1 pseudogene is annotated in these 223 nt (G+C 61.9%); it reads right to left on the bottom strand.

The features are described from left to right. A pseudogene (locus FNJ47_RS55845) lies at nt 1–223 on the bottom strand (IS5/IS1182 family transposase); the annotation flags it as partial.

The following is a 223-nucleotide window of genomic DNA, read 5'->3' as shown; positions in this document are numbered from 1 at the left end:
TGACCCGCGGTCAGCGTGAACCGCACCGGACATCCCAAGCCTCGAACGGCCAGATGTATCTTGGTGCTCAGGCCCCCGCGCGAGCGGCCGATCGCCTGATCTTCAGACCCCCTTTTTTGGCGCCGGCAGCGTGCTGATGCGCCCGAACGATGGTGGAATCGACGATCAGATATTCGAAGTCCGGATCATCGGACATCGCCTCGAAGATCCGCCACCAAACACC

Source organism: Bradyrhizobium uaiense, assembly GCF_010811875.1.
Taxonomy (GTDB): Bacteria; Pseudomonadota; Alphaproteobacteria; order Rhizobiales; family Xanthobacteraceae; genus Bradyrhizobium; species Bradyrhizobium uaiense.
The sequence above is the reverse complement of the archived record's forward strand: the minus strand, read 5'-3'. Positions and strand labels throughout refer to the sequence as shown.